This is a genomic window from Bradyrhizobium sp. FW305-F6, from assembly GCF_058782905.1.
On sequence record NZ_JBYSYD010000002.1, the window covers coordinates 1,120,094 to 1,139,967 of the forward strand.

Consider the following 19,874-nt stretch of genomic DNA (forward strand, 5'->3'; position numbering starts at 1 on the left):
TTCCGCTTAAAAATCAAGCAACTAGGCAAGCCCTGCCGAGTACAAGGTGAAGAAAGGCTTGTCTTGCGCAGCCAACCCGGAAAAATCGGCGCACTTTTTCGACAACATCGCGTGTCTGAACGGGCGAGATCCTCGCCGCGATATCTTCAGCCGCCGGAGGTCGAGGACAGCAGCGGCGACCATGCCGGGTCGGACGCAAAGCCCGGCGTCGGCACCTTCAGCTCGTTGCGGCCCGAAATGTCGACCGAGTACAGCGACGGTCCGCCGTTGCCGCCGGGATCGCGGAAGAACATCAGCACGCGGCCGTTCGGCGAGAAGGTCGGGCCTTCGTTGTGGAAACCGGAGGTGAGCAGCCGCTCGCCGGAGCCGTCCGGCTTCATGACGCCGATTGCGAATTGACCGCCGCCCTGCCTGGTGAAGGCGATGTAATCGCCCTTCGGCGACCACACCGGCGTCGAATAGCTGGCGTTGGTGTCGTCCTTGGAGAAGGAAATGCGCTGCGCCTGCCCGCCGCCCGCGCTCATGACATAGATCTGCGACCTGCCGCCGCGATCGGATTCGAAGCAGATGCGGCTGCCGTCGGGCGAGTAGGACGGCGAGGTGTCGATAGCCGGGGTGTCGGTGAGACGCGTGGTCGAGCGCGAGCGCAGGTCCATCACGAACAGGTTGGAATTGCCGCCCTGCTGCAGGCTCATGATGACGCGCTGGCCGTCCGGCGAGAAGCGCGGCGCGAAGGTCATGCCGGGGAAATTGCCGACGATCTCGCGCTGGCCGGTCTCGATGTTGTAGAGGTAGACCTTCGGATCGCCCTGGCCGAACTCCATGTAGGTGATCTCTTGCGAGTTCGGCGAGAAGCGCGGCGTCAGCACGAGGTCGGAACCGCGGGTCAGATAGCGCACGTTGGCACCGTCCTGATCCATGATCGCGAGCCGCTTGACGCGGCGCTCCTTCGGCCCGGTCTCGTCCACGAACACGACGCGGCTGTCGAAATAGCCTTTTTCGCCAGTCATCCGCTCGTAGATCTGGTCGGAGATAATGTGGGCGATGCGGCGCCAATATTCCGGCGAGGTGAAGTATTGCTGGCCGGCGAGCTGCTGGCCATTAATCACGTCCCACAGGCGGAATTCGGCCTTGAGCCTTCCGTCCGGCTGCCGCGTCATGCGGCCGGTGACGAGGGCCTGCGCGTTGAGGGTCTTCCAGTTCTGGAAATTCGGCGCGACGTCCATGTTGCTGATGCGCTCGATGAAGGCGGCCTGGTCGATCGGCGTGAACAGGCCCGAACGCTTCAGATTGTTGGTGATGACCTGCGTGACGCCGTTGCCGACGTCGCCATCGGAAGGCGAGCCGGGCAGGAAATTGGTGATCGCGATCGGGATCGGCTGAAACGCCGTGGGATCGATACGCAGGCGCCCGTCCTGCCCCTGAGCGAAGGCACGTCCGCTCCCAAGCATCGCGAGCGTCGATCCGGTCAGCGTCAGGAAGCGGCGGCGGTTCATCGATCGAATGTCATTCATCGCAAAATTCTTTTGTTCGGATGTCACAACATATCCTTCAGGCCGAAGCGCATCGGAATGGTTTTCCAGGTGTCATACTGCTGCTTCGGCAGGAACGAATAGACCTGACATTGCACGATGGCGCGCTTGCCACTCTCCGCGACGGCCTGAGCAATCGACCGAGACGGCCCTCTCGCTGCAACGACAACCGGCTCGGATGCCAGCGTTCCATCGATCTTCATGTAAATGTCGATGTCGACTTCGTACTGATCGGCATCCTGCCCGTTATAGGTGGGCGTAAAGCAGCGCCTGACCGCTGACATGAACGCGCCCTGCCAGGTCGCGACATTGTTGGCGGCGGTCCCGGTCGTGGATCCCAGCGACGCCGATGCATTCAGCGCCGAGCCGGTCTGCTCGTGCCGGGTCGCGGCGCGCTTGTCGAGGTCACGCTGGATCTGCGCGGGATCGAAGGTGCGCTCCTTCGGCTTGGGCTGCGGCTGCACCGCCGCGACCTTCTGCTCCACGGGCTTGGGCGGCGGCTTCTTGGTCTCCTGCTTCTTCATGAGTTCGGCGAGCGGATCTTCCTTGGCCGGATCAGGCTTCTTGTCCTGCGGCTTCGGCTCCTGCTTCGGCTCTTCCTTGGGCTTCGCCTCGACGACGGGCTTGGGCGGCTCGGGCTTCTTCTCCACCGGCTTCTCGACGGGCTTTGGCGGCGGCTCTGGCTGGGAGTTGGTCTTGATCAGCTCTTTCTTCTCGGTGACCTTGCCGACCGCATCTTCCTCGGGCTTCGCTTCCGCGATCTTCTCGACCTTGGGCTTCGGCTCTTTCTTGTCACCGGTCTTTTGCCCCGACATCATCTGCGCGAGCTGATCGGAGGAAATGATGTCGACCGGGAGGGATTCCTGCGTAGCGATGTAGGCCTTGCTGCTGAAGGTGACGAGCCCCCATCCCAGCACGAGGACATGGAGGGCAATCGACGCAACGAGTGTCTTGTCGACGTTCACCTTCACGGCCTCAAGACCCCTGATCCGCTTCCGTGACGAGGGCGAGCTTCTTGAACCCGGCCCCCGAGAGCTGGCCCATCACCTTGGCCACCGTACCGTAATCCGCCTTCTTGTCGGCGCGCAGATAGATGCGCTCCTCCAGCCCGCCCCGCGCGTCCGTGATGGCCTTCAGCTTGGGGATCAGCTCGTTCATCGCGATCTCGGTGTCGTTGATGAACACCTTGCCCTTGATGTCGACAGACATCTGAATCGGCTTCTGGTCGCTGTTTTCGATGCTCTTGGCCTGGGTCTGCGGCAGGTCGAGCGGGACGCCGACCGTCAACATCGGTGCCGACACCATGAAGATGATGAGCAGCACCAGCATGACGTCGACCATCGGCGTGACGTTGATCTCGGCCACGACCGGCTTGCGCCGGCCACGGCGCCCGCCGCCGCCGGACGAACTCGCAACGTTCATGGCCATGATCGCGTGCCCAAATTGCCCTTCACATTATACATGCCGTCCATCAGCCCCGCTCGTCGATCTGACGAGACAGAATGGCTGAAAATTCATCAGCAAAGCCCTCGAGCCGCTGGGCCTGCCGGTTCACCTCGGAGGTGAACTTATTATAAAAAATAGTGGCAGGAATGGCGGCGATAAGGCCGACGGCGGTCGCAAACAGCGCCTCCGCGATACCGGGGGCGACCACCGCCAGAGAGGTATTTTTCGACGCCGCGATCGACTGGAAGCTCGACATGATGCCCCAGACCGTTCCGAACAGGCCGACGAAGGGGCCGGCGGAGCCCACGGTCGCCAGCACCAGCAGGCGCCGTTCCAGCCGTTCGACCTCACGCGCGATCGAGACGTTCATCACCTTGTCGATGCGCATCTGAAGCCCCGCGACCGAGCGGGCATGGCTCTCGAAGGAACGCTTCCACTCGCGCATCGCCGCCACGAAGCAGGCCGCCATGGAATGCGTCGGCTTGGCCGAGAGCGTGCGATAGAGCTCCTCGATCGACTCGCCCGACCAGAACGCCTGCTCGAACCGGTCCATCGAGCGCCGGGTGCGCGCGTAGAGGAAGATCTTGTCGATGGCGATGGCCCAGACCCAGACCGAGCAGGCCAGAAGCCCCAGCATCACCGCTTTCACGATCCAGTGAGCCTGCCAGAACAGCGCAATCAGCGACACGTCGGCGGAGGCAGCAACCGGAAGGGCTGACTGAGCCAATTCGGCCGGATTCATAAGCAGTATCCTCTCAAGGCGATCGTTACCTAATGTCTACGGCCAGCAAACGGGCCGGTGTTCCCCAACAGCCGCGCTGGAACCGGCGCGGCCGCCAAGCCCGCTCAAAGCCTTGTCTTTCTGGGGTGCAGGGCTGGTCCAAAAGCTCGTCCAAAGCCGGCCGCCTGCATTCCCCGCCAAGATGTCAAAACTATGGGCCTCGACACGTCCTCGGGCGCGACTGTCCGCAATTACCAGAGCCCGGCGTTGGTTAATGCGGGGTTACCGGCGGCCAATTTGGCTGCGGGAAAGGTAGGCAGCGCAGCAGGATGGCTGGCGGGCACCCAGGGTGTCCCGTGCGGGAGACAGGATCGCGCCTCAAGCCGCCGAGGCCGGCTCGGGGCAGTTGGTCAGCCGCGCGGGATTGCCGATTGCGGTGCAACCCGGGGGGACGTCACCGGTCACGACAGTCCCGGCGCCGATCTTGGCGAAATCGCCGATCTCGATGTCGCCGAGGATGGTCGCGCCGGAGCCGATGAACACGCCGCGACCGATGCGAGGCGAGCGTATCGGCAGGCCGCCATGGCGTCCGATGCTGACGTTCTGCAGGATGGTGACCTCGTCGCCAACGACGGCGTTGGCGCCGATCACGATGCCGGTGGCGTGGTCGAGATAGACGGCGGACCCGATGCTGGCCGCCGGATGAATGCTGACCTGAAGCGCGTTCGAAGCCTCATTCTGAAACAGCAGCGCGGCGTCGCGATGATCGTGACGCCAGAGCCAGTTCGAGACGCGCCAGGCTTGCAGCGCGACATATCCCTTGAAGTGCAGCAGCGGCGGCAACAGTCCGGCGATCGCGGGATCGCGGAGCACGATGGCGCGCAGGTCGCGGCCAGCCGCTTCGACCAGATCCGGCTGGCCGCGAAAGGCATCGCAGGAAAACGTCGTGAAGCGCTCGCGATCGGCGGCGCTGCCGCCCAGCCGGCGTCCGATCAGGTCGGCCAAGGCGGCGGTAAAATCGTCATGGGCAAGGACGGCATCGGCGAGAGCCCTGCCGAAGACGGGATCCGCCGCCGCAGCGCGCCGCGCCTCGCCGCGTATCTCCTGCCAGAGGATATCGCTCGCCTTGATCGCAGCTTCCGCCATCTTCGCCGCCTGCGGTGTTTTGACGCTTGCTTCTCATCGACGAATATAGGAGCCAGAGAGCCGGTGCGCCAATTGACGTCAGCGACATGCGGTCGCCGAACGCCCGGCAACGAGCTTGCTTGCCGGAGAGCCCCGCCCGTATAGTCCGTAGGTTCTTTCGGCCCAAACCCGCGGTGGTCTGCCATCCGCGGGTTTTTCGTACCCTCGGGCCGTCAGCGCCGGATCAATCCTCTTCCCACGTCATCCGAGGTCACGCTCAAATATGTCGCCCAACGCCCCCGCCGACGACCAGCATGACGACGTCATGTATCCATCCGCCCTGCCGTTCTTGCTGGTCCACCTCGGCTGCCTGGGGGCAATCTGGTCGGGCGTCACCTGGCAGGCGGTCGCGATCTGCGTCTCACTCTATTGCTTGAGGATGTTCGCGATCGGCGCGGGCTACCATCGCTATTTCTCGCATCGGGCGTTTGCAACGAGCCGGGTGTTTCAGTTCATCCTGGCCTGCCTTGCGCAAAGCACCGCGCAGAAGAGCGTGTTGTGGTGGGCGGCCAAGCATCGGCACCATCACCTGCATTCCGACACCGAAAACGATGTCCATTCACCGCGTCACCGCGGCTTCCTCTACAGTCATCTCGGCTGGATTTTCTATCGACGGCACGACGCGACTGACCTCGTGAAGGTCGGCGATCTCGCCGCCTATCCCGAACTGATGTGGCTGCATCGGCTGGAACTGCTGCCGGCGCTGGTGCTGGCAGGGCTGTGCTTCCTGATCGCAGGATGGTCGGGTCTCGTCGTCGGCTTCCTCTGGAGCACGGTGCTGCTCTATCACGCGACCTTCTGCATCAACTCGCTCGCCCATGTGCATGGGCGCAAGCGCTACGTGACCGGCGATGATTCCCGCAACAACTGGCTGCTGGCGTTGTTCACGCTGGGTGAAGGCTGGCACAACAATCACCACGCCTACCAGAGCAGCGTGCGACAGGGCTTTCGCTGGTGGGAGGTCGACGTGACCTATTACATCCTGACGCTGCTGTCGTGGATCGGCGTAGTCTGGAACATGAAGGCACCGCCCGAACAGGTGCTTCGCAACGAGCAGCCGCTCGGCGCGCGGGTCATCCAGCGGGCGGCCCGCGAGCTCGCCGGACGGTTCGATGCGCAGACCCTGGCCCACGCGATCTCGTCGGCGCGCCGCCGGGCCGATCTCGCCCAGTTGCAGCTGCCGACGCTGCACGACATCCTCAATCGCGCACATGAAGGTGTCGACGCGCTGACGCATCTGCATCTGCCGAAGATCCCGACCCGCGAGGAGTTTCTCGCGGAGGCCAAGGCGATGTTCGCGCGAACCCGATCGCTCAACGAGATCGTGGACCACGCCTACGAATACTTCCTGGCCTCGGTTCGCGCGCAGCTCGCGGCGGTGCGCTGAACCTCGACCGTTTCCCCAAAACCAAACCGCCCGCCTGCGGGTTACGCAAGCGGGCGGCTCGGGGCCATCAGGACTTTGGGGGCATGCGCCTGAAGGCTTTGAGAGGTGCGAACCGTCAGGTCAGCCCTGCTGCTGGTCAGTCGGCGGCGGGGTCGGACGCGTCTTGTGCTGCGCCATGAACTGGTCGAACTCTTCCTTGTCCTTGGCGTGACGCAGACGGTCCAGGAAGTTTCTGAACTCGACCTGCTCTTCCTCGAGCCGGCGCAGCGTTTCAGAGCGGTACTCGTCGAAGGCGCGGTTGCCGGATGACGACGGGCCGAAGCCAAAGCCGAAGCCGCGGCGCTCCATGCGGTCGCGCATGCGATCCATCTTGTACTGCATCTTCTCCATCTTGTTCTGCCAGCGATCCGGGTGGCTCCAGCACGACATTCTTCTGCTCCCGAGTGTGAAAAAGAGAAGGGCAAGCCCGATCGGCCACCAGATGATGAAGCCGAGGATGGTCACGGCGATCCAGCCCGGATGCCAAGGCGTATCGAGCATGCGGGGACGCTCGTAGTGTTGGTTTTGGTCCGAAGGGCCGCGCCAGCGATTGACGTCAGCGGTGTAGGCCATTTCCCATCTCCATCACGGCACCAGCGCCGTTGTGAATGTAAATAACATTTACATAGCTAAACCATCGCGTGATTTTGTCAAGCCGGCCGCCAGACACGCCCGCGTGATTATTTGCGCAATTTCATTTCGGCTTGCCCCAGGGACTGCCGGGCGGCAGGCCTGAACCGGAGGACCCCTCCGGCGGCACAGGCGGCGGCCCGGCGCTTTGTCCCGCCGGACGACGGTCAGTCGGAAAACCGAGGCCGCGCAGATAAATCAGCACCTCGGCCTCGAGCAGTTCGTCCGGCGACATCGGCAGTTTTCGTCGCGCGGCGTCGCCGCGGGAAAATAGCGAGGCGACGCCATGCGCCATCGACCAGATGTGCAGCGCCATCATCATCGCTGGCGGCCGCGGCGTGCCCGGAGGCGTCAGCGCCGCGAGCCGCTCGGCCGCGGCGCGAATGATGTTGAAGGCCCGCTCGCTCGCGGCCTGGAGTGCGGCATTGGCATCGACCGGCACCCCCGATTCGAACATCGCGTTGTAGAAGGCGGGCTCCTCGCGGGCGAAGGCGAGATAGGCCTTGCCGACCCGTTCGAACGCGGTGACCGTATCAGGACGTCCGTCGTCCCAGGCCGCAGCGAGGCGCGCCTCGAATTGCTCGAAACCGCGCTGCGCGATCGAGGACAGCAGCTCTTCGCGATCGCGGAAATGCCGGTAAGGCGCCGCCGCGCTGACGCCGGCCATGCGCGCGGCGTCGGCAAAGGTGAAGCCGGCCGCGCCCTTCTCGGCGATCAGCCCGAGAGCGGCCTGCAGCAGCGCTTCCTTCAGATTGCCGTGGTGATAGCCGCGCTCGGCGCGGCCCTGCTCCTTGCGCCAGCTCATGTGAACGAGCTTTACATGAGCCGGGCGCGAAGGTCACTAGCGGGAATCGGGTGTGATTAACCCGTACGTCCCCCCAGTCTTCCGGGTTCGGTCCTGCGGACCGCCCCAGAATGACGGCTATCCCCTGATGCTACATCTGCGGAATCGGCAGGACCGGCATCACTTCGATCGCCTCGCCCGGAAAAATCGCAAAATGCGGGTGGTTCTCGAACAGCTTTGCAGCGTCCTCCTGCGAAGCGGCCCGCACCACCGTGAACCCGGTCAATGCATTGCTGATCTCGGTGATGCCCTTGGCGTCGATCCTGCGGGTCTTGCCGAGCGGGCCGCCCATCTCGACGATCACATCCTTGTGCTTCTCGACCCAGCCATGCCAGGCGGCCATGCCCTCCTGTTCCTTCGCTTTCCGTTCGGCCTCGGGCAGCGCGCGCCAAGCTGCCATTTTCGAGCCGCTCGTGCTGCCGAGATAGACGGCCAGGAATTTGTGGTCGGTGCTCATAGGTCTCTCCCGCGTTGGTCAACTGACGACTGCCGCGAACTCTCCGCGGCCGCCGACCTCTTCAACTCGTCGAATCCGGCCGCGGCCTGCTGCACGTCCTGCGGAAAATCGGCCATTTCCTGCACCTGCCGGATCTCGATGATTTCGTTGGGCGCGGCCGGGCACTTCCTGGCCCACGCGATCGCCTCCGCGCGCGAGGCAACCTCGATCATCCAGTAGCCGCCCAGAACTTCCTTGGCTTCGATGAACGGTCCGTCGGTCACGACCGGAACGCCGGTCACAAACGAAACGCGCGCACCCATCGACGGCGGGTGCAGGCCGTCCAGCGTGATCAACACGCCGGCATCCTCGAGCGCCTTGTTGTAGCGCATCATCGCCGCGACACGCTCCGGATCGAGTTGCACGTCCGGCGGCGCAGCCTCGTAGCCGAGCGGGATCATCAACATCATGAATCGCATGGTGCTCCTTACCCTGGTTGTCAGGGAGAGCAGGTGCGAGCCGCCGCCCTCGCCTTCAAGACGAACAAAGGTCCGGCGAACCGACACGTCGACGCGAATTTTTGGACTCGACTAGCGCAAACCGGAAAAATAATGCGCGCCCCTCCCGTACAACTACGGGTCGCTTTATGAACTCCATCGTGCATATGGAGCTGAAACGCCCAAGAGTTGAATGACTTAAAAAGCACGCCGTAAAATCGCGGAACTCAATCGGGCTCTCCCTTAGTTTACAGATGCTCAAGAAGAGCATGCAACTTTTTCCTTCCAGACCCGTACGACGATCCTCCAATTTGCCACCGGGAACATTGCGGAGCTCACGTGTTCAATTTCCAAAGCAAGAAGGTCAGGCATGCTATCGCAGAGGTCGAGGCGCTTGACCGCTCGCAGGCCGTGATCGAGTTCGACCTCGACGGCACCATACTCGATGCCAACGAGAACCTCCTGAAGATGAGCGGCTACACGCTCGCCGAGATCAAGGGCAAGCACCACAGCATCTTCGTCAGCCCGGTCGAGCGCGAGAGCGCCCGCTATCGCGACTTCTGGGCCAGCCTCAACCGTGGCGAGTTCCAGACCACGCAATACAAGCGCTTCGGCAAGGGCGGGAAGGAAGTTTGGGTCCACGCCTCCTATGCGCCGCTGCGCGACGAGAACGGCAAGGTCGTCAGCTTCATCAAGTTCGCGACCGACATCACCGCGTCCAAGATCAAGACCATGGAAGATTCTGGCAAGATCGCCGCCATCAATCGCGCCCAGGCGGTGATCGAGTTCAACATGGACGGCACCATCATCAGCGCGAACGAGAACTTCCTGAACGCGATGGGATACTCGCTCGACGAGATCAGGGGCAAGCATCACAGTATGTTCGTAACGCCGGAAGACCGCGCCAGCCCCGCCTATGCCGCCTTCTGGGCCAAGCTGAACCGCGGCGAGTACGAGGCGGCCGAATACAAGCGGTTGGGCAAGGGCGGCAAGGAAATCTGGATCATCGCCACCTACAATCCGATCCTCGACGAGAACGGCAAGCCGTTCAAGGTGGTGAAGTTCGCAACCGACGTCACCGCGCAGAAGATGAAGGCCGCCGACAATGACGGCCAGCTCGCCGCCATCCAGAAGTCGCAGGCCGTGATCGAATTCAACATGGACGGCACGATCCGCACCGCCAACGAGAATTTCCTGAAGGCGATGGGTTATTCGCTGGCCCAGATCAAGGGCCAGCACCATTCCATGTTCGTCGAGCCGAACGAGAGGAATTCGGCGGCCTATCGCCAGTTCTGGGAGACCCTCAACCGCGGCGAATACCAGGCCGCCGAATACAAGCGGATCGCCAAGGGCGGTCGAGAGATCTGGATCCAGGCATCCTACAACCCGATCTTCGATCTCAACGGCAAGCCCTACAAGGTGGTGAAATACGCCACCGACATCACCGCGCAGGCGATCGGCCGCAAGAAGGCCGACAATGCGCGCGGGCTGATCGACGCGGTTGCGGCCGGCAGCGAGCAGATGAGTGCGTCGATCCGCGAGATCTCCGAAACCATGGCGAAATCGCGCGAGACATCCAAGGTCGCGACGACGCGGGTCGAGTCCGCGGACAGTCAGGCCCAGAAGCTGGCCGCGGCCGCACAAGCAATGAGCGGCATCGTGGAGATGATTTCCGGCATCACCAGCCAGATCAACCTGCTCGCACTCAACGCCACGATCGAGTCGGCCCGTGCGGGCGAGGCCGGCCGAGGTTTTGCGGTGGTCGCCTCCGAGGTGAAGAACCTCGCGAGCCAGGCCAAGCAGGCGACTGACACCATCACCTCGGAGATCGACGCCCTGAACGTCATCTCCGGCGACGTCGCCGGCTCGCTCACCGCGATCAAGGCCGCGATCGCCGCCGTGAACGAGTTCATCGCCTCCACCGCCGCCGCAGTCGAGGAGCAGAGCATCGTGACGGCCGACATGTCAGCCAACATGCAGCGCGCCTCCGCGGAGCTGGCGTAGGCGCCCTCCCCGATCTGGCCATTCTTCCGGGACCGCTGAACGAGCGGGTCCTCGGAGTGGCGGTGCATGCGGGAGCTCCGGCATAAGTACTTCCTCGTCGGGACGAAAGCGAAGTAAAAGGGCGCCGGCCGCCTCAAAAGCTTCCGTTTCCGACAGAAGGACTGATCAGCCTATGCCGCAAGCCTCGCAAAAAGTCGCCCTCGTCACCGGAGCCGCACGCGGCATCGGGCTTGCGACCGCGAAGAAGTTCCTCGCCGAGGGCTGGCACGTGGCGCTGCTCGACATCGAGGGCGAGCTGCTCGGCCGCACCGTCGCCGAGATCGGCCGAGACGATGCGACGCTGGCCCTGACCTGCGACGTCTCGGACGAAGCTGCCGTGAGCGATGCGATCGCGGCGATCGAGGACCGGTTTGGCCGGCTGGATGCGCTCGTCAACAATGCCGGGATCGCAGTGTTCGCACCGCTGATGGAGACTTCGGAAGCCGACTGGCGCCGCGTGCTCGAAGTCAACCTCACCGGGCCGTTCCTCTGCACCAAGGCGGCGATACCCTTGATGCGCGAAGGCCATGGCGGCGCCATCGTCAACATCACCTCGATCTCGGCGGTGCGCGCCTCGACGCTGCGCTCGGCCTACGGCACCAGCAAGGCGGGCCTTGCGCATCTCACCAAGCAGCTCGCGGTCGAGCTCGCCTCCCTCAACATCCGTGTCAACGCGGTCGCGCCGGGGCCGGTCGACACCGCGATGGCGAAGCAGGTGCACACCAAGGAGATCCGCGCCGACTATCACGACGCCATTCCGCTCAACCGCTACGGCCTGGAGGAAGAGCTCGCGGAGGCGATCTACTTCCTGTGCTCGGGAAGCGCGAGTTACATCACCGGCCAAATTTTGGCCGTGGATGGCGGCTTCGATGCAGCCGGGATCGGCCTGCCGACGCTGCGCGGGCAACGACGGAATGGGTAGGCACGAGATTTGTAGGGTTGGCAAAGGCGTGCAAGCGGCCTGCTCATCATTTCTCCGGATATGAGGCGGCAATGCCGGGCGCGCGACGCTTTGCCCATCCTGCAAGAGCGAGTTGGTGGAGAGTTCATGCGACGCATCTCATTCCTGACGGCCCTGATGCTCGCATCCGCGCTGCTCGCCGTCACGCCCGCGGCGGCTGAAATCCGCATCATCCAGTCTCCGGGTGGACAGGTCGGGCCGTTCCTCGATCTGTTCGAGAAAGTGCGCGACAGCGGCGAGCGCGTCGTGATCGACGGTCCCTGCCTGTCCGCCTGCACGCTGGTGCTGAGCATCGTGCCTGGTGAGCGCATCTGCGTCACCAAACGGGCCGTGCTGGGCTTCCACGCCGCGCGTTCGGTCGACCGGCGCGGACGCTTCTACGCGGAGCCGGAAGCATCGGTCGCGGTGCTTGCGGCCTATCCCAGCCCGGTGCGGGAGTGGATCAGTCGCCGCGGCGGCCTTACCTCACGGCTGCTGCTGTTGAAGGGGCGAGATCTCGCCGCGATCTATCCGCGTTGTCGCTGATGCAACCGGCAACGGCCGCTGCGCTCGCTGCCAGCGTGCGCAGAAGGATTAGCGCGAGCGGGCGCCGGTTGCGTCTCTCAAAAGAGAGACTGTAACGCCGGCATCAGCTTCGCGCTGGCGCAGATGAGCATTCCCCAAAGAGCAAAATTGATTTGCAGCGCCGCCGCCATCGGTCGCTCCCCTCCAAAACGTCCATCCCGAATTTGTAACTTTTATGAAAAAATAGCGATTCCAGCATGCAGTTCATAGCCCAATATTTCGCCAATTGTTGTGCGATGCAGTTGGATTCACCACGCGCTTCATTGCGCCGCAATCTGCTGCGAGAGTACGATTCGTAGGCCGGCGAGTTTGTTTTGCCTTGAGTTCCATTGAACCGACGACGCGCGCGTCCCAGTGGATTGTTCGCGTCGTTTACGGAGGCAAAGGCCCGGCATGATTCGGCACGGCTTCATCTTGCTCACTTTTTGTACAGTGCTGATCGGATGCGCAGACGCCCCGGCGCAGGAACGTCGCTCCTTCGCATGGGATGGTCTTGGCAAGGATCCGAACCGTCCGCATGTCGCCAAACGGCGCGTCACGGACGGCGCGCCGGCGGCACCTGATCCCAATCAGGAGCGGGAAAAGGTGCTCGGCACCTTGCGCCCCTATTCCGAGGCGTGGTGGACGGTGCATGACGAAATACAGGCGGAGAACGACCGGCAGCTCGGCAGCAAGCTCGTGATCTGCCCTCGCTGTGTGGAGTCCTCGCCGTCGCGCCAGGACGTCACCGGATCAGTTAGGTAGGAGAACCAACGGCCGGCCGCGCCCGTCACATACCCTCGGCCGGGCAGTTCACCATCCAGGGAATGCCGAATTTGTCGGTGCACATGCCAAAGCCCTTGGCCCAGAAGGTCTTGCTGAAGGGCATGGTGACGCTGCCGCCGTCGGCGAGCGCGTTGAACTTGCGCTCACCATCCGCGGGATCCGTGACCGTGATCGAGATCGAAAAGCCCTGCGGCTTGTTAAAATGTTCGGCCGGGGCGTCGGATGCCATCAGCACGCTGCCATCGGGAAACGACATCCGCGCATGCATGATCATCTTCTCGCGGCCTGGCGTCGCCGGCACCTCCGGCGGCGCATCCGACGCGCGCATCATCGCCTCGATCTTGCCGTCCAGAATCCTGGCGTAATAGTTGAACGCCGCTTCGCAATTGTCTTGGTAGAACAGATAGGGATTGAGCATCGTTCTCTCCTCTTCGCTGGCTGTGGGACCTATTGCTTCTCGGCGAGCCTTTTCAGGCTGGCGAGGCCGGTCTCGAAATCCTTGCCGATCATGCTGTCCATGTTGATGAACACCTGCATGAGCTTGGACAGGAATGGGGCCGGACCGTACATCGCCCATGTGACGAGTGTGGCATCGCCCTGCGGCACAAAGGTGAACTCGGCGGTGTTGTGGCCCTCGAACGGCCGCTCGAAATCGAGCTTGATGCGGAGCTTGGAGGGCCCGTTCGCGTCGAGAATCTCCATGCGTCCGGCGCCGACATTGTTGTTGCCGTCCCAGGCGTAGGTTGCACCCTTGCCGTCCGCAGCTCCGCCGAAAGTCCGCTTCATGGCGGGATCGCGGCTCTCATACGGGGACCAGGCGGTCCAGCGATGAAAATCGGCAACGTACGGGTAGATCGCGCCCGCCGGCGCCTTCATGGCGAGGCTGCGCTCGACGCGGAATGTGTCGGGTTTCGTCAGGGCGAAGACGAGGATACCCGCAAGCCCGATGGCCAGCACGACGGCGATGATGGCAATGGCTTTCAGCATGGAGGGCTCCCGGTGATACGCGCAAAGGACGAACGCGAACGGCGGGGGCCGACAATCAACTGAATATTTTTTTAACGTCATTCCGGGCGGTCCGAAGGACCAGACCAGGAATGACGCGTCCCGCGTCACTTCGCCTTCGCGCTTTCCTTTGCCTTCGGCTGGCTGTCCCGGATCAGGCGGTCGAGATGCATCCGGATGTGAGCGGCTTCGGCCGAGGTGTTGGCGAGCGCGATGGCGCGGTCGAAGGCTATTCGGGCCTCGTCGTTGCGGCCGAGCTGCATCAGGAAGGCGCCCCGCACGCCGTAAAAATGGAAATAATTGGCGAGCTTGGTCGCGAGCGGCTCGATCAGTTCGAGCGCGGCCTGTGGCCCGCGCACCTTGGAGACGGCGACCGCGCGATTGAGCGTCACCACCGGGGACGGCTGCACGACTTCGAGCGCGCCGTAGAGCAGGTCGATCTGCGTCCAGTCGGTCTCCTGCGGCGTTGCCGCGCGCGCATGCAGCGCGGCGATTGCAGCCTGGATCTGGTAGGGCCCGCTGCGGCGGTGGCGCATCGCCTTGTCAATCAGGGCGAGGCCCTCCGCGATCATGGTACCGTTCCACAGGGACCGGTCCTGGTCGTCCAGCAGGACCAGCGAGCCATCTGCGGCGAAGCGCGAGGCGCTGCGGGCGTGCTGCAACAGGATCAACGCCGTCAGGCCCATGATCTCCGGCTCGCTCGGAAACAGCCGCAGCAGCAATCGCGCCAGCCGGATCGCCTCCTCGCAGAGTGGCTTCCTGATCTCCGCAGTGTCCCCGCTCGCCGAATAGCCTTCGTTGAAGATCAGGTAGATCATCGCGGCAACGCCCGCGAGACGCTCGGAGCGCTCCACCGCCCCGGGCGTCTCGAACGGCGTCCCGGCCTCGGCAACCTTTGCCTTGGCCCGTGTGATGCGCTGCTCCATCGCCGCTTCCGAGACCAGAAAGGCGCGCGCGATCTGCTTCACGGTAAGGCCCGAGACGATGCGCAGCGCCAGCGCGATCTGCTGCGTCGCCGGCAGTTGCGGGTGGCAGCAGATGAACATCAGCCGCAGGATGTCGTCGCGATAGTGCGAGCCGTCGAGGCGCTCGGCGAGCGCGCCTTCGGCGTCGTCGAGATCGGAGATCGCCTGGTCGTCCTCCGGCAGCGGCTGCTGCTTTCGGGCGCGGCGCACCTCGTCGATCGCGACGTTGCGGCCGACCATGATCAGCCAGGCGGCGGGATCGCGCGGCGGCCCGTTCTGCGGCCAGGCCTTGAGTGCGCGCAAGGACGCGTTCTGAAACGCCTCCTCCGCGGTATCGAGATCGCGGAAATAGCGCAGCAGGGCGCCCACCGCCTGAGGTCGCGCCGAGGTCAGCGCAGTCTCGATCCAGGCGGTGTCGGCCTCGCTCACGTCAGATTCCTCCGGGCCTGAACACGCCGACGGGACGCACCTCGTAGGCGCCGCCGGGATTGGCAGAGCCCAGCTCGCGCGCGACGTCGAGCGCGTCGTCGAGGTTCTTGCAGTCGACGATATAGAAGCCGAGCAGCTGCTCCTTGGTCTCGGCATAGGGACCGTCGAGCACCAGCGGCGGGTCTTCCTTGCGCAGCGTCGCCGCCGCCGTGGTCGGCAACAGCCGCGCCACGGGCCCGAGCCGGCCCTGGCTGGCGAGATTCTCCTGCACCACGGCGAGCTTCTTCATCACGGCCTCGTCCTGGTCCTTGCTCCAGGAGCCGACGAAATCCTCATCGTGATAGCAAAGGATGGCGTAGAGCATGAGCGGCACTTTCCTCGTCTGTTCTAAGGACGCGCCAATATGCCTCGCCCCGACAGGGCTGCGGAAAAAAATTGCAAGAAAAATCCGGCAGATCGTGCCAAGGAGAGCCTTCTCGAGCGGAACCGAAAGAGGCACTTCGAATGACCACGGGCACACTGGCCGTCCTGATCAACAGCACGCAGCAGAATTGGCTGCCGGAGCGCTGGAAGGCCCGCTTCGACGGGGTCTGCGGGGGCCGTCGCGTGGTGCTGCTGCCCGATGCCGGGCTCGATCCGGCCGAGGTCCATTATGCCGCTGTGTGGAAGCCGGCGCCGGGCGTCCTCGGCGCGTTCCCCAATCTGCGCGCGATCTTCAATCTCGGCGCTGGCGTCGATGCGCTGATGGCGGACAAGAGCCTGCCCGAGGTGCCGCTGGTGCGCGTCGCCGTCCCCGATCTCACCAACCGCATGACCGAATATGTCGTGCTGCACGTGCTGATGCATCACCGCCAGGAGCTGTACCTGCGCGACTCGCAGCGCGCAAAGCGCTGGGCGCCGCTCTATCAATGGCCTGCCAGCGCGGTGACCGTGGGCGTCATGGGCCTCGGGACTCTCGGCGCCGATGCGGCTGATGTGCTGAAGCGGCTCGGCTTCCGCGTCGCCGGCTGGAGCCGCAGCCCGCGCACGATCGAGGGCGTCGAATGCTTCCATGGCACCGCGGGCATGGACGCCTTCCTGCGCACGACCGACATCCTGGTCTGCCTGCTGCCGCTGACGCCGGACACGCACGGCATCCTCAATCGCGACGCCTTCACAAAGCTCAACCGCAACAGCCCGATCGGCGCGCCCGTGCTGATCAATGCCGGCCGCGGCGGCTTGCAGAACGAAGCCGATATCCTGGCCTGCCTCGACGACGGCACGCTGGGCGCCGCCTCGCTCGACGTCTTCGTGCAGGAGCCGCAGCCGGCCGAGAGCCGGTTCTGGACCCATCCCAAGGTGCTGCTGACCCCGCACAACGCAGCCGATACCGACGCCGACGCGATCTCGGCCTATGTCGCCGAGCAGATCAAGCGGTTCGAGGCCGGCGGCGCGCTGGAGAACGTGGTGGACCGGACGCGGGGGTATTGAAGCTTCGCTTCCAGCCTACCCCTTAGCGCCGAGCATCACATCAATCGCACTCTTCACGATCGCCTCGAGCTCCTTGCGCGGCACGCGGGCGCGCGAGCGGATGGCGATGGTGTGCATGGTGGCTGACGCGACCTGCGCCAGCGCGAAGAGATCGGCGCTCTCCGGCAACTCTCCCTTCTCCTTGGCACGGCGAAAGCAACTGGCGAACGCCTTGTCGATCCCGGCGAGGCCGTCCAGCACCATGGCGCGGATCTCGGGATCGCCGACGGCTTCGGACGCCGCAGTGACGATCGTGAAGCAACCGCGCGGGCCGGCGTCGCCGGACAAATAGATATCCAGCGCGGCCGCGTAGATGCGCTCCAGCCGCTGACGCAGCGGCATCTCCTCGCGGAAGATCGTCCCCATCGCCGCGGCAGCCTCGTCGCGATAGCGCTGGTAGCTCTTGATGTAGAGCTCGCGCTTGTCGCCGAAGGCGCCGTAGAGGCTCGGGCGGTTCATACCGGTTGCAGCGCTGAGATCGTCGAGCGAGGTCGCGGCGAAGCCTTGCTTGCGAAACAGATCGAGCGCCTTGCCGAGCGCAACGCCGGGCTCATAGGCGCGCGGGCGGCCGCGGCGCTTAGGTTGGCCGGCAGCAGCTGGCGGCTTCGCTTTTTGTACCATTTCGCAAATTAATCCTTGACTGCGGTCATATTATGCAAGATGGTACAAAAATCAATCTGGCCAGGTTGAGCGTCCCCCAAAGAGGAATTGCCCAAGGAGGCACCAGATGGATCTCTATTTCTCGCCGCTCGCCTGCTCGATGGCGACACGCGTCGCGCTGTACGAAGCCGGCGCCGAGGCGAACTATCTCGAAGTTGATCCGCCGACCAAGCGGGTACTGAACGACGGCTCCGACTTCCGCGCGGTAAATCCGATCGGCCTCGTGCCGACGCTGCGCACCGACGACGGCGTGGTGCTGACCGAAAATGCCGCGATCCTGCAATATGTCGCAGACCGTTTTCCGCAATCCGGCCTCGGCGCCAGCGCCGGAATCGAGCGCACGCGGCTGCATCAATGGCTCTGCTTCATCGGCACCGAGCTGCACAAGGGGCTGTTCGTCCCCCTGCTCGACCGCAAGGCGTCGCAGGAAGCCAAGGCGTATGCCTTGGAAAAGAACCTGTCGCGGCTCGACTATCTCGACAAATATCTGAAGGGACGCGAGTTCCTGCTCGACCATTTCAGCGTGGCCGACGCCTATCTCGTCACAGTCATCAACTGGGCGGTGGCGACGCCGCAGATCGAGCTCGCGACATGGCCGAACGTGAAGGCCTACCACGAGCGCCTGCGTCAGCGGCCGTCCATCGCGAAGGCGATCGCCGAGGAGTTTGAGCTGTACAAGGCCGAACTCGCGCGCAAGAAGGCGGCGGCGTAAGCCGCGGAGCTTGGCCACGGCACGTCTGTCGTGTCCCGGACGCGCTGCAGCGTTCTTGCGCTGCTGCGCAGCGCCGGGACCCAGAGAGCTCCACATTCGCTGACGCATGGGCCCCGGCTCTGCAGCGCACCACGCCGCACCGGACGATGCTTCGCATCGCCGGGGGGCGCGCTGCGCTGCGTCCGGGGCACGAGACCGCTGCCTGGCGATAACCGCCCGCGACGAGATGTCGATTATCCGTACAGCACTCGCGGCAGCACTGTGACGATGCCGGGCCAGAGCGTCAGCAGCAACACGAAGCCGACCATGATGATCAGATAAGGCATCGTCACGCGGGCGATGTAGCCGAGACCGTCGTCGGTCAGCCCCTGGATGACGAACAGATTGAAACCGACCGGCGGCGTGATTTGCGCCATCTCGACTGCCATCACGAGGAAGATGCCGAACCAGACCTCGTCGAAGCCGGCGCCCTTCACGATCGGCAGCACGATCGGCAGCGTCATCACGATCATCGAGAAGCCGTCTAGGAAGCAGCCGAGTACGAGATAGAAGACGATCAGCGCCACGATCAACATGAAGGGCGACAGGCCGAGCCCCTTGACGAACGCGGCCACCGCCTGCGGGATGCCGAGGAACGCGGCGGCATTGCCGAGGATCGAGGCGCCCAGCACGATCAGCGCGATCATCGAGCAGGTGATGACCGAGCCGACCAGCACGTCGCGCATCACCTGTTGCGACATTGCGCCCTGCGCCCAGGCGACCAGCGCCGCGCCGAGCACGCCGACGGCGGCCGCCTCCGACGGCGTCGCAAGCCCGCCGTACATCGAGCCGAGCACGCAGGCGATCAGGAAAAGTGCCGGCGCGAGATCCTTCAGCGCCGCGAAACGTTCGCCCCACGGCACCTGCGAAAGCTTGGCTTCCGTCTCGGGCACCATCGCGGGCCTGAGAGTCGTGTGCAGCATCACCCAGGCCATGAAGGTAGCGGCCAGCAAGAAGCCCGGCAGCACGCCGGCCGTGAACAGCTTCAGGATCGAGACGTCGCCGAGCACGCCGTAGATGATCATGATGTTGGAGGGCGGGATCAGGAAGCCGAGCGTGCCGGCGCCGGCGAGCGAGCCGATCGCGATGTCGCGGGAATAGCCGCGGCGCGTGAGCTCGTTGAGCGACATGCGGCCGATCACCTGCGTGGTGGCGGCCGACGAGCCCGAGATCGCCGCGAAGATGGTGCAGCCGATCACGTTCACATGGAGCAGGCGGCCGGGCAGCAGGCCGGCCCACGGCGCGAGGCCCTGGAACAGCGAGCGTGACAGGCGGGTGCGGAATAGAAGTTCGCCCATCAGGATGAACAGCGGCAGCGCCAGCAGCTCCTGCGTGGTCAGGATGTTCCAGGCGTATTGCGGCAGCAGCTTGTCGAGCGGGATCGAGCGGAACATCGCGAGCAGCACCGTCGCGGTGAGCGCAAGCGTGAGGCCGATCCAGACCCCGCACGCCAGCAGCGCGAACAGGATCGCGAACAGGGCGACGACTTCGATGGTCATGCGATC

General features: G+C 64.1%; 22 protein-coding genes. 7 read left to right on the forward strand and 15 right to left on the reverse strand.

Going from position 1 to position 19,874, the window contains the following annotated elements; genetic code table 11:
- Positions 1–146: 146 nt before the first annotated feature.
- From tolB to AC3WLX_RS16630, 5 genes are all read right to left on the reverse strand, one after another.
- Positions 147–1,496, reverse strand: a complete 1,350-nt coding sequence (gene tolB, locus AC3WLX_RS16610) for a Tol-Pal system beta propeller repeat protein TolB (RefSeq protein ID WP_492337309.1) — start codon at positions 1,494–1,496, stop codon at positions 147–149.
- A gap of 41 nt (positions 1,497–1,537) precedes the next feature.
- Positions 1,538–2,503 carry a protein TolA gene (locus AC3WLX_RS16615; RefSeq protein ID WP_492336754.1) on the reverse strand — a complete coding sequence of 322 codons (966 nt, stop codon included), beginning with the start codon at positions 2,501–2,503 and terminating at the stop codon, positions 1,538–1,540.
- 4 nt (positions 2,504–2,507) lie between these two features.
- The gene (gene tolR, locus AC3WLX_RS16620) at positions 2,508–2,960 is read right to left on the reverse strand and encodes a protein TolR (RefSeq protein ID WP_291621344.1); all 453 of its coding nucleotides are present in this window, start codon (positions 2,958–2,960) and stop codon (positions 2,508–2,510) included.
- A 43-nt stretch (positions 2,961–3,003) separates the two neighbouring features.
- Complete coding sequence (tolQ, locus tag AC3WLX_RS16625; RefSeq protein WP_008546343.1) at positions 3,004–3,720, reverse strand: protein TolQ; 717 nt, start codon at positions 3,718–3,720, stop codon at positions 3,004–3,006.
- Between the two features lie 357 nt (positions 3,721–4,077).
- Positions 4,078–4,845, reverse strand: a complete 768-nt coding sequence (locus AC3WLX_RS16630) for a serine acetyltransferase domain-containing protein (protein WP_492336755.1) — start codon at positions 4,843–4,845, stop codon at positions 4,078–4,080.
- Positions 4,846–5,107: 262 nt separating this feature from the next.
- On the opposite strand from AC3WLX_RS16630, the gene AC3WLX_RS16635 reads away from it, so the two are divergent.
- Positions 5,108–6,271: an acyl-CoA desaturase gene (locus AC3WLX_RS16635; RefSeq protein ID WP_492336756.1), complete on the forward strand. Its 1,164-nt coding sequence runs from the start codon at positions 5,108–5,110 to the stop codon at positions 6,269–6,271.
- 120 nt (positions 6,272–6,391) lie between these two features.
- On the opposite strand, the gene AC3WLX_RS16640 is transcribed toward AC3WLX_RS16635, so the two are convergent.
- The 4 genes from AC3WLX_RS16640 to AC3WLX_RS16655 form a co-directional block, all read right to left on the reverse strand.
- Positions 6,392–6,883, reverse strand: coding sequence for a DUF2852 domain-containing protein (locus AC3WLX_RS16640; protein WP_492336757.1), 492 nt, complete (start codon positions 6,881–6,883; stop codon positions 6,392–6,394).
- Positions 6,884–7,004: 121 nt separating this feature from the next.
- Entirely contained in the window at positions 7,005–7,745 is a 741-nt protein-coding gene (locus AC3WLX_RS16645; protein WP_492336758.1) for a TetR/AcrR family transcriptional regulator, read from the reverse strand.
- Positions 7,746–7,875: 130 nt separating this feature from the next.
- Positions 7,876–8,241: a hypothetical protein gene (locus tag AC3WLX_RS16650; protein ID WP_291622165.1), complete on the reverse strand. Its 366-nt coding sequence runs from the start codon at positions 8,239–8,241 to the stop codon at positions 7,876–7,878.
- Entirely contained in the window at positions 8,238–8,699 is a 462-nt protein-coding gene (locus AC3WLX_RS16655; protein WP_492336759.1) for a YciI family protein, read from the reverse strand. The genes AC3WLX_RS16650 and AC3WLX_RS16655 overlap by 4 nt, the downstream gene beginning before the upstream one ends.
- A 357-nt stretch (positions 8,700–9,056) precedes the next feature.
- Here AC3WLX_RS16655 and AC3WLX_RS16660 point away from each other — a divergent pair, with 357 nt between their 5' ends.
- The 4 genes from AC3WLX_RS16660 (at position 9,057) to AC3WLX_RS16675 (ending at position 13,029) form a co-directional block, all read left to right on the forward strand.
- A complete protein-coding gene (locus AC3WLX_RS16660; protein ID WP_492336760.1) occupies positions 9,057–10,721 on the forward strand; it encodes a methyl-accepting chemotaxis protein in 1,665 nt (554 codons plus the stop codon).
- A 172-nt stretch (positions 10,722–10,893) separates the two neighbouring features.
- Positions 10,894–11,682 (forward strand): SDR family NAD(P)-dependent oxidoreductase, encoded by a 789-nt coding sequence (locus AC3WLX_RS16665; RefSeq protein ID WP_291622172.1) that lies wholly within the window; start codon positions 10,894–10,896, stop codon positions 11,680–11,682.
- Positions 11,683–11,808: 126 nt separating this feature from the next.
- A complete protein-coding gene (locus AC3WLX_RS16670; protein WP_291622174.1) occupies positions 11,809–12,246 on the forward strand; it encodes a hypothetical protein in 438 nt (145 codons plus the stop codon).
- Positions 12,247–12,678: 432 nt separating this feature from the next.
- A complete protein-coding gene (locus AC3WLX_RS16675) occupies positions 12,679–13,029 on the forward strand; it encodes a hypothetical protein (protein WP_291622176.1) in 351 nt (116 codons plus the stop codon).
- 25 nt (positions 13,030–13,054) lie between these two features.
- On the opposite strand, the gene AC3WLX_RS16680 is transcribed toward AC3WLX_RS16675, so the two are convergent.
- From AC3WLX_RS16680 to AC3WLX_RS16695, 4 genes are all read right to left on the reverse strand, one after another.
- The gene (locus tag AC3WLX_RS16680) at positions 13,055–13,468 is read right to left on the reverse strand and encodes a VOC family protein (RefSeq protein ID WP_291622178.1); all 414 of its coding nucleotides are present in this window, start codon (positions 13,466–13,468) and stop codon (positions 13,055–13,057) included.
- A 29-nt stretch (positions 13,469–13,497) separates the two neighbouring features.
- Entirely contained in the window at positions 13,498–14,037 is a 540-nt protein-coding gene (locus tag AC3WLX_RS16685; protein WP_291622180.1) for an SRPBCC family protein, read from the reverse strand.
- A gap of 125 nt (positions 14,038–14,162) precedes the next feature.
- Positions 14,163–15,449: an RNA polymerase sigma factor gene (locus AC3WLX_RS16690; protein ID WP_492336761.1), complete on the reverse strand. Its 1,287-nt coding sequence runs from the start codon at positions 15,447–15,449 to the stop codon at positions 14,163–14,165.
- Position 15,450: 1 nt separating this feature from the next.
- A complete protein-coding gene (locus tag AC3WLX_RS16695) occupies positions 15,451–15,813 on the reverse strand; it encodes a YciI family protein (RefSeq protein WP_291622184.1) in 363 nt (120 codons plus the stop codon).
- Positions 15,814–15,953: 140 nt separating this feature from the next.
- Here AC3WLX_RS16695 and AC3WLX_RS16700 point away from each other — a divergent pair, with 140 nt between their 5' ends.
- Positions 15,954–16,919 (forward strand): 2-hydroxyacid dehydrogenase, encoded by a 966-nt coding sequence (locus AC3WLX_RS16700; RefSeq protein ID WP_492336762.1) that lies wholly within the window; start codon positions 15,954–15,956, stop codon positions 16,917–16,919.
- A gap of 15 nt (positions 16,920–16,934) precedes the next feature.
- On the opposite strand, the gene AC3WLX_RS16705 is transcribed toward AC3WLX_RS16700, so the two are convergent.
- Positions 16,935–17,579 (reverse strand): TetR/AcrR family transcriptional regulator, encoded by a 645-nt coding sequence (locus tag AC3WLX_RS16705; protein WP_492336763.1) that lies wholly within the window; start codon positions 17,577–17,579, stop codon positions 16,935–16,937.
- 106 nt (positions 17,580–17,685) lie between these two features.
- Here AC3WLX_RS16705 and AC3WLX_RS16710 point away from each other — a divergent pair, with 106 nt between their 5' ends.
- Positions 17,686–18,330, forward strand: a complete 645-nt coding sequence (locus AC3WLX_RS16710; RefSeq protein WP_492336764.1) for a glutathione binding-like protein — start codon at positions 17,686–17,688, stop codon at positions 18,328–18,330.
- Positions 18,331–18,563: 233 nt separating this feature from the next.
- On the opposite strand, the gene AC3WLX_RS16715 is transcribed toward AC3WLX_RS16710, so the two are convergent.
- Positions 18,564–19,868, reverse strand: coding sequence for a TRAP transporter large permease (locus AC3WLX_RS16715; RefSeq protein WP_492336765.1), 1,305 nt, complete (start codon positions 19,866–19,868; stop codon positions 18,564–18,566).
- Between the last annotated feature and the right edge of the window lie 6 nt (positions 19,869–19,874).

What these genes read in the sequence shown, in the direction of transcription:
- tolB (WP_492337309.1), bottom strand. Translation starts at nt 1,496, where the DNA reads ATGAACCGCCGCCGCTTCCTGACGCTGACCGGATCGACGCTCGCGATG.
- tolR (WP_291621344.1), bottom strand. Translation starts at nt 2,960, where the DNA reads ATGGCCATGAACGTTGCGAGTTCGTCCGGCGGCGGCGGGCGCCGTGGC.
- tolQ (WP_008546343.1), bottom strand. Translation starts at nt 3,720, where the DNA reads ATGAATCCGGCCGAATTGGCTCAGTCAGCCCTTCCGGTTGCTGCCTCC.
- AC3WLX_RS16630 (WP_492336755.1), bottom strand. Translation starts at nt 4,845, where the DNA reads ATGGCGGAAGCTGCGATCAAGGCGAGCGATATCCTCTGGCAGGAGATA.
- AC3WLX_RS16635 (WP_492336756.1), top strand. Translation starts at nt 5,108, where the DNA reads ATGTCGCCCAACGCCCCCGCCGACGACCAGCATGACGACGTCATGTAT.
- AC3WLX_RS16640 (WP_492336757.1), bottom strand. Translation starts at nt 6,883, where the DNA reads ATGGCCTACACCGCTGACGTCAATCGCTGGCGCGGCCCTTCGGACCAA.
- AC3WLX_RS16645 (WP_492336758.1), bottom strand. Translation starts at nt 7,745, where the DNA reads ATGAGCTGGCGCAAGGAGCAGGGCCGCGCCGAGCGCGGCTATCACCAC.
- AC3WLX_RS16650 (WP_291622165.1), bottom strand. Translation starts at nt 8,241, where the DNA reads ATGAGCACCGACCACAAATTCCTGGCCGTCTATCTCGGCAGCACGAGC.
- AC3WLX_RS16655 (WP_492336759.1), bottom strand. Translation starts at nt 8,699, where the DNA reads ATGCGATTCATGATGTTGATGATCCCGCTCGGCTACGAGGCTGCGCCG.
- AC3WLX_RS16665 (WP_291622172.1), top strand. Translation starts at nt 10,894, where the DNA reads ATGCCGCAAGCCTCGCAAAAAGTCGCCCTCGTCACCGGAGCCGCACGC.
- AC3WLX_RS16670 (WP_291622174.1), top strand. Translation starts at nt 11,809, where the DNA reads ATGCGACGCATCTCATTCCTGACGGCCCTGATGCTCGCATCCGCGCTG.
- AC3WLX_RS16675 (WP_291622176.1), top strand. Translation starts at nt 12,679, where the DNA reads ATGATTCGGCACGGCTTCATCTTGCTCACTTTTTGTACAGTGCTGATC.
- AC3WLX_RS16680 (WP_291622178.1), bottom strand. Translation starts at nt 13,468, where the DNA reads ATGCTCAATCCCTATCTGTTCTACCAAGACAATTGCGAAGCGGCGTTC.
- AC3WLX_RS16685 (WP_291622180.1), bottom strand. Translation starts at nt 14,037, where the DNA reads ATGCTGAAAGCCATTGCCATCATCGCCGTCGTGCTGGCCATCGGGCTT.
- AC3WLX_RS16695 (WP_291622184.1), bottom strand. Translation starts at nt 15,813, where the DNA reads ATGCTCTACGCCATCCTTTGCTATCACGATGAGGATTTCGTCGGCTCC.
- AC3WLX_RS16700 (WP_492336762.1), top strand. Translation starts at nt 15,954, where the DNA reads ATGACCACGGGCACACTGGCCGTCCTGATCAACAGCACGCAGCAGAAT.
- AC3WLX_RS16705 (WP_492336763.1), bottom strand. Translation starts at nt 17,579, where the DNA reads ATGGTACAAAAAGCGAAGCCGCCAGCTGCTGCCGGCCAACCTAAGCGC.
- AC3WLX_RS16710 (WP_492336764.1), top strand. Translation starts at nt 17,686, where the DNA reads ATGGATCTCTATTTCTCGCCGCTCGCCTGCTCGATGGCGACACGCGTC.
- AC3WLX_RS16715 (WP_492336765.1), bottom strand. Translation starts at nt 19,868, where the DNA reads ATGACCATCGAAGTCGTCGCCCTGTTCGCGATCCTGTTCGCGCTGCTG.